Source organism: Plectonema radiosum NIES-515, from assembly GCF_025753815.1.
In the GTDB taxonomy this organism is placed as follows: domain Bacteria; phylum Cyanobacteriota; class Cyanobacteriia; order Cyanobacteriales; family Nostocaceae; genus Hassallia; species Hassallia radiosum_A.
On sequence record NZ_JAOWRF010000364.1, the window covers coordinates 1 to 6,739 of the forward strand.

At 44.5% G+C, this 6,739-nt stretch carries 9 protein-coding genes; 1 reads left to right on the plus strand and 8 read right to left on the minus strand.

Going from position 1 to position 6,739, the window contains the following annotated elements; all coding sequences use genetic code 11:
- Positions 1–73: 73 nt before the first annotated feature.
- The 4 genes from OGM63_RS25550 to OGM63_RS25565 all read right to left on the minus strand — a co-directional run bounded on the left by OGM63_RS25550 (position 74) and on the right by OGM63_RS25565 (position 4,092).
- A complete protein-coding gene (locus OGM63_RS25550) occupies positions 74–1,021 on the minus strand; it encodes a F0F1 ATP synthase subunit gamma (RefSeq protein ID WP_263748517.1) in 948 nt (315 codons plus the stop codon).
- An 86-nt stretch (positions 1,022–1,107) separates the two neighbouring features.
- Positions 1,108–2,628: a F0F1 ATP synthase subunit alpha gene (atpA, locus tag OGM63_RS25555; protein ID WP_263748518.1), complete on the minus strand. Its 1,521-nt coding sequence runs from the start codon at positions 2,626–2,628 to the stop codon at positions 1,108–1,110.
- Between the two features lie 361 nt (positions 2,629–2,989).
- Positions 2,990–3,544, minus strand: a complete 555-nt coding sequence (gene atpH / locus OGM63_RS25560) for an ATP synthase F1 subunit delta (RefSeq protein WP_263748519.1) — start codon at positions 3,542–3,544, stop codon at positions 2,990–2,992.
- A 2-nt stretch (positions 3,545–3,546) separates the two neighbouring features.
- The gene (locus tag OGM63_RS25565; RefSeq protein WP_263748520.1) at positions 3,547–4,092 is read right to left on the minus strand and encodes a F0F1 ATP synthase subunit B; all 546 of its coding nucleotides are present in this window, start codon (positions 4,090–4,092) and stop codon (positions 3,547–3,549) included.
- Here OGM63_RS25565 and OGM63_RS25570 point away from each other — a divergent pair.
- Complete coding sequence (locus tag OGM63_RS25570) at positions 4,091–4,231, plus strand: hypothetical protein (protein ID WP_263748521.1); 141 nt, start codon at positions 4,091–4,093, stop codon at positions 4,229–4,231. The genes OGM63_RS25565 and OGM63_RS25570 overlap by 2 nt on opposite strands.
- 147 nt (positions 4,232–4,378) lie before the next feature.
- On the opposite strand, the gene OGM63_RS25575 is transcribed toward OGM63_RS25570, so the two are convergent.
- The 4 genes from OGM63_RS25575 to OGM63_RS25590 all read right to left on the minus strand — a co-directional run bounded on the left by OGM63_RS25575 (position 4,379) and on the right by OGM63_RS25590 (position 6,620).
- Positions 4,379–4,813, minus strand: coding sequence for a F0F1 ATP synthase subunit B' (locus OGM63_RS25575; RefSeq protein ID WP_263748522.1), 435 nt, complete (start codon positions 4,811–4,813; stop codon positions 4,379–4,381).
- A gap of 212 nt (positions 4,814–5,025) precedes the next feature.
- On the minus strand, positions 5,026–5,271 hold the full coding sequence (gene atpE, locus OGM63_RS25580; protein WP_029638432.1) for an ATP synthase F0 subunit C: 246 nt from the start codon (positions 5,269–5,271) through the stop codon (positions 5,026–5,028).
- A gap of 89 nt (positions 5,272–5,360) precedes the next feature.
- Positions 5,361–6,122, minus strand: a complete 762-nt coding sequence (gene atpB / locus OGM63_RS25585; protein WP_263748523.1) for a F0F1 ATP synthase subunit A — start codon at positions 6,120–6,122, stop codon at positions 5,361–5,363.
- Between the two features lie 60 nt (positions 6,123–6,182).
- Positions 6,183–6,620, minus strand: a complete 438-nt coding sequence (locus tag OGM63_RS25590; protein WP_263748524.1) for an ATP synthase subunit I — start codon at positions 6,618–6,620, stop codon at positions 6,183–6,185.
- Between the last annotated feature and the right edge of the window lie 119 nt (positions 6,621–6,739).

Sequence of the window (6,739 nt, forward strand, 5' to 3'; positions counted from 1 at the left end):
GTCCTCCTTGTCCCCCTTGTCCCCCTTGTCCCCTTGTCCCCTTGTCCCCCTTGTCCCCCTTGTCCCCTAGTCCCTAAGTCAACGCCTGGGCGCCGCCAACAACCTCTAGAATTTCTTGGGTAATTGCGGCTTGTCGGGCTTTGTTATATGACAAAGAAAGAGATTTAATCAATTCGCCGGCGTTGTCGCTAGCATTGTTCATTGCTGTCATCCGTGCGGCTAGTTCGCTGGCGGCTGATTCTTGTAACGCCCGCAATAGCTGGTTACTCAGATATAATGGCAATAGAGAATCGAGAATCTGCACTGGATCTTGCTCAAAAAGCATGTCGCGGGGAAAAGCGCGAACTGTGGTAATGACTTTCTCGCGTTGCACTTCAAATTGACCACCACGACTTGTGAGGCGGAAAATTTCGTCATCACCGGCTTCTAGACCTTGAACGTCAAAAGGAAGCAAGGTTTGCACCACAGGGCGAGAACTAACCAGGGAGATGAACCTGGTGTAGACTAGCTCTACACGGTCTACGCTTTCTGAAAGGAACAAAGAAAGCAGTTGATCGGCAATTTGATTTGCCTCAGATGCGACAGGAATTTGCTCTAAACCTGTGTAAGTTGCATCAATTGGCTGTTCTCGGCGTTGGAAGTACTGAATGGCTTTGCGTCCTACCAGTACAAACTTGTAGTTTACGCCTTCTGCTTTGAGTTCCTTGGCGCGATTTTCGGCACGACGAATGACATTATTGTTGTAACCACCACACAAACCGCGATCGCCTGAGATTACCAACAACCCGACAGACTTGACATCACGTTTTTTCAGAAGTGGTAAATTTGCTTCTTCAAACCGCAAGCGAGTTTGCAAGCCATATAATACTTGTGCCAAGCGATCGGCAAAGGGACGGGTAGCAATTACTTGTTCTTGAGCGCGACGGACTCTGGCTGCTGCTACCAGTCGCATCGCTTCTGTAATTTTTTGGGTATTTTTGACCGATTGAATGCGATCGCGTATTGATTTGAGATTAGCCATATTTTTTAGTTAGGAGTTATGAGTTAGGAGTTAGGAGTTGAGACGAGCGGATAACTCCTAACTCCTCACTCCTCACTCCTGACTTTTTACACTGTTGCCAAGAAGGTCTTCTTGTATTCGGTAAGTGCTTCTTTCAAAGCAGTTTCCTCAGCGTCACCTAATACTTTCTGAGTTTGTACTGCTTGAGTGTATTGAGGTTTGCTGGTCTTTAAGTACTCACGCAGACCTTTGGTGAAGTTTGTAATTTGGTTGACGGGGATTTCATCCAAGTAACCGTTAATACCTGCATACAGAATTGCTACTTGCTCGTATACAGATAAAGGTTCGTTTTGCGACTGCTTGAGAAGTTCGCGCAAACGCTGACCGCGTGCTAATTGGTCTTGGGTGGTTTTATCTAAGTCAGAAGCAAATTGTGCGAAGGCTTGCAAGTCGTCAAACTGCGCCAATTCTAACTTGATTTTACCGGCAACTTTTTTCATTGCCTTGGTTTGAGCGGCAGAACCTACGCGGGATACGGAAATACCGGGGTTTACAGCGGGACGGATACCAGAGTTAAACAAGTCAGAGGAAAGGAATATCTGACCGTCGGTAATGGAAATTACGTTGGTGGGGATGTAAGCAGACACGTCACCAGCTTGAGTTTCAATGATTGGTAAAGCGGTCATGCTGCCTTTGCCCAATTCATCACTTAGTTTAGCGGCTCTTTCCAACAAGCGGGAGTGGATGTAGAATACATCTCCAGGATACGCTTCGCGTCCGGGTGGACGACGCAACAGCAGAGACATTTGACGATAAGCTTGCGCTTGTTTGGACAAGTCATCGTAAATTACTAAGGTTGCTTTGCCTTTGTACATGAAGTACTCAGCTAGTGTTGCTCCAGTGTAGGGAGCCAAGTATTGTAGGGTTGCTGGTTCACTGGCACTAGCAGCAACAACGATGGTGTAGTCCATTGCGCCTTTTTCTTGCAATGTTTGCACCACGTTAGCGACGGTGGAAGCTTTTTGACCGATCGCTACATAAACACAAATTACATCTTCCCCTTTTTGGTTGATGATTGTGTCAATAGCGATCGCAGTTTTTCCGGTTTGGCGATCGCCAATAATCAATTCGCGCTGACCCCGACCGATGGGAATCATCGAATCAATTGCGGTGATACCCGTTTGCATCGGTTCGTGTACCGAACGACGCTCAATAATACCAGGTGCGGGAGATTCAATCAAACGAGTTTCTGTAGTCTTGATTTCTCCCTTACCATCAATCGGACGACCGAGAGCATCAACGACTCGTCCAACCATCGCGTCACCCACCGGCACCTGAGCAATTCTACCAGTGGCGGTGACGGAGCTACCTTCTTGAATCTGACGACCTTCACCCATCAAAACCGCGCCCACGTTATCTTCTTCTAAGTTTTGGGCGATGCCGATTGTACCATCTTCAAATTCTAATAGTTCCCCAGCCATAGCCTTTTCTAGACCATAGATCCGGGCAATACCGTCACCTACTTGCAGGACGGTACCAACGTTAGCAACTTTGACATCTTGGTCATATTGCTCGATTTGTTTCTGAATAATGCTGCTGATTTCGTCAGGTCTGATGTTAATAGCCATGTGTCTATCTTTAATTTGGGAGACTGAAATATTTGATAGTTAGGAGTTGATAGTTAGGAGTTTATAGTTGGGAGTTTATAGTTGGGAGTTTATAGTTGGGAGTTTATAGTTGGGAGTTTATAGTTAGGAGTTATGAGTTTTATGGATAGTAAGTTACACTTTGGAGAATAAGTTATGAATTGGAACTTATGAGTTGTGAATTTCAGAAATTTTTCAACTCCAAACTCCTAACTCCAAACTCCAAACTCCTAACTCCTAACTCCTAACTCCAAACTCCAACCTCCCAACTCCCAACTCCCAACTCCCAACTCCCAACTCCCAACTCCCAACTCCTAACTCCTAACTCCTAACTCCTAACTTTTTACGAGCCACTTAAGCGTAAGGAAAGACGGCGTAACTGACTCCGCAAACTGGCGTCAATTACTTGAGAGCCAACTTTGATGATGACACCACCAATCAAGTCTGGGTCTATTTTTGTTTCTAGATCGACTTGATGAGCGTTGGTCATGGCGATGACTTTTTCTCGTATCGCTTGTTCTTGCTCTTGGGAAAGAGGAACGGCAGAGGTTATTTCTGCTAAGACAGTTTGATTTTTCTGTCTGAGAAGCGTTATGTACTGCTGGCAAATTGGTTCTAGCAACAAAATGCGTCGTCTATCTACCAACAGCATTAAGAAATTGCGTAAGTTTGAATTAGTGCTTTCGCCAACGACTTCGTTGATGACTGCCTTTTTTTTGTCAGCTTCAATAAAGGGGTTGCCGATAAAGCCTTGCAATTCTGATGAATTTTGCAATAAATTCAGCAAAGAACGTACATCTTCGCCAAATTCTTCTATCTGGTTTTTTGACTCGGCTACTGACATTAATGCCTGTGCATAAGGCTGGGCGATTTCGGCTATTGCTATGTCGCTTTTCATTTCTAGCCTCCCACCTGCGCGATGCTGCGGTCAATTAATGTTTGTTGAACGTCGTCGGCAATGCCACTCCGTAGATCGGATTCGACTTTTTGCAATGCTAGGGCACTTACCCGTTGCCGCAGTTCAGCGATCGCTCGATCTCTTTCTGTGTTTAAATCAGCTGCGGCTGTTTGTTTCAAGCGTTCTACGTCTTGCGCTGCCTTCAATAATGTTGCTTCTCGCGCTCCTAAAGCATTTTCTTCGGCTGAAGAGCGGATGCGTTGTGCTTCTGCTTGAGCTTGAGTTAACTGCTCTTGCGCTTTGGAAAGGGCAATTTGTGCCTCTTTTAAACGCGCTTCAGCTCCTTGAATTTCGGTTTCAATATTTATCCGACGCTCATTCAGGATGTTGGTTAAAACTTTACGTCCAAAGTAAAATAGTATGCCAATTAGAAGCGCTAAGTTTATCAGATTGGTTTCAAAAATGTCTAGGTTTAGACCGAAACCACCTTCGCCTTCTGCCTCTGAGTGAACAGCGGCTTCTGCGGCAAGTAATATGAAAGTCCCCATGTTAGCCATTTACACGCTCGCTGCTCGCTTGCTGATTAATTTGAACTTTTCCTTCGGGGAAAAAGTGCCTTTCTTAGATCTTGCTCCGACACCCTACAAAGGTGTTGAGAATAGCGATCGCCTGCTCGCTTCAGGCTAGAAAGTCTAAATTTTCGCACCTTTGCACCAACCGAAGCGGACGATCGTTTGTGTAGACGGAGGGCGACTTAAACGCCCTCCTTTGACTTGTGTCGAGATGCGCGTATACTTTCAAGCGAACCAATGTTATAATCTGAAAGATATTACTCTATCTAACCAGACTTGTTGGTCCCAATAGTTTTTCTAGAATCTGCCTGCTGAGGGCATCAACTTGTTGCTCTAAGGAACGCATTGCTTCTTGCTTTTGCTGCTCGATTTCCACAGATGCTTGTTCGCGTTGAGCTTGAGCTTCTTTTTGCGCTTCAGCAATTTTCTCTGCGGTAATTTTCTTCGCTTCAGCAAGAGCCGCTTCAACAGTAGCTTGTGATTGCCTGCGGGCATCACCTAGCTGTTGTTCATATTCTTTGGTTAAGCGCTCGGCTTTCGCCAAGCGTTCACCCGCTTCAAGGTTATTCGTTCGGATGTAATTATCGCGATCGTCTAATACCTTGGTCATTGGCTTGTAGAAAATTGCATTCAGCAAAGCCGCTAACAGCAAAAATTGCAATGCCATCAAGGGCAAGGTAGCATCGAAATCAAACATTTCTCTCCTGTGCGGGCTGGAATAGCACTCTTTGATGGCTAGCTAATTCATCCAACCTTTAATATTCTATAGACCCCATAGCCAACCAGGGTCAACTTACATGGAAACGACGTGGAAAAGCCGATTAGGTCAGTTGTAGAGACGGTTGGATGTGTAGCAACTTCCGCACTTGTTTACATCTTTCGCGTCTCTACACTAACAATTTTTATGTCTTAGGCAAATGGGTTAGCAAACAGTAGCACTAGGGCAATAACCAGACCGTAGATAGTCAGGGATTCCATGAATGCTAAGGTTAACAGCAATGTACCGCGAATTTTGCCTTCTGCTTCTGGTTGACGTGCAATACCTTCTACTGCTTGACCCGCAGCATTTCCTTGACCGATACCAGGTCCAATTGCAGCTAAACCAATTGCTAAAGCGGCAGCGATAACGGAAGCAGCAGCAACTAATGGATCCATTTTGATTTTCCTTTGTTTGAGAACAGAATTAATGATTTTCTTTGTTTTAGATTTGCAATTAAATCTAAAATTACTTCAACTGAGGAGGTTTAATGCTCCTCATGCCCTTCATCACCATGCCCTGCTATTGCTTCGTGAATGTATGCTCCTGCTAAGGTAGCAAATACCAGGGCTTGAATGGCACTGGTAAATAAACCTAGAGCCATAACGGGCAGAGGTACAAACAGAGGAACCAATAGAACAAGCACACCTACTACCAATTCATCCGCCAAAATATTGCCAAATAGACGGAAGCTTAGGGAGAGAGGCTTGGTGAAGTCTTCGAGAATGGCGATCGGCAATAAAATCGGTGTCGGCTCTATATACTTCTTAAAGTAGCCTAAACCCCGTTTGCTAAATCCGGCGTAAAAATACGCTAAAGAAGTTAACAATGCCAACGCGACTGTCGTATTGATATCATTTGTCGGTGCTGCTAATTCACCCGAAGGCAGTTTGATTAACTTCCAGGGAATTAAAGCACCCGACCAATTCGACACGAAGATAAACAAAAATAGTGTGCCAATAAACGGCACCCAAGGACGGTAGTCTTTCTCACCAAGTTGGTTTTTCGCCAAGTCCCGAATAAATTCTAGGGCATATTCCATCAAATTTTGGATGCCTTTAGGAATTCTCTTGGCGTTGCTAGTAGCAGCTATGGAAGCTATGACGAGAAGCCCAATCACAAACCATGAGGTGAGAAAAACTTGCCCGTGTATTTTCAGATTACCCAATTGCCAGTAGAGGTGATGACCTACTTCCAATTTGGCGAGGGGAAAAGAATTAAAGGCGTTTAAGACACTAAGCATGTGCATTCTTCAAGATTTTTCCCCAAAAAGCGAGGATTGGAGATATTGTCTTTGTGAGCCTGACTTTTAAGAATCAGGAATAAACGCAGTTTGCACCGTATAGACGATGAGCGTGGCTTTGTAAGTGAGAAATCCCAAGAATATTGGCAGGACATGTAAATCGTGCCATTGAGTCGCAATTACCATCAAGCCAATAAATAGAGCAAAACGATTTTTGCTCAAACTGTTTTTTTCGCTACCTAGCTGCTCAACGTCTCTAGCCAACAATTTTAAGTAAACCACACCTGTACACGCCCCTATCAAATAATTTAGGGCAATGTTTAGGGAATAAAAAATCCACACTGAGATAAAAATAATCCCCGTCAACAGGAGTGTGATTCTCAACAACTTCTGAAAGAGTTGATAAAAATCTTCCATAGAAGATGTTGCTGGTTCTGTATCCTCAAAACCAGGTTGATCATCTTGTAGTGTTGTAGGCGTGGGGTTAATCGATTCGTCTGACAAGCTCACGGGAAGCAGAAACCAGTACAGCTAATTATGTTGACTGCACATTCAGTCAGCTGAATCATATCACGCTTGGGTAACAATACTTTAGGAAAAAACAATTAACTTCTTGTTTGGGG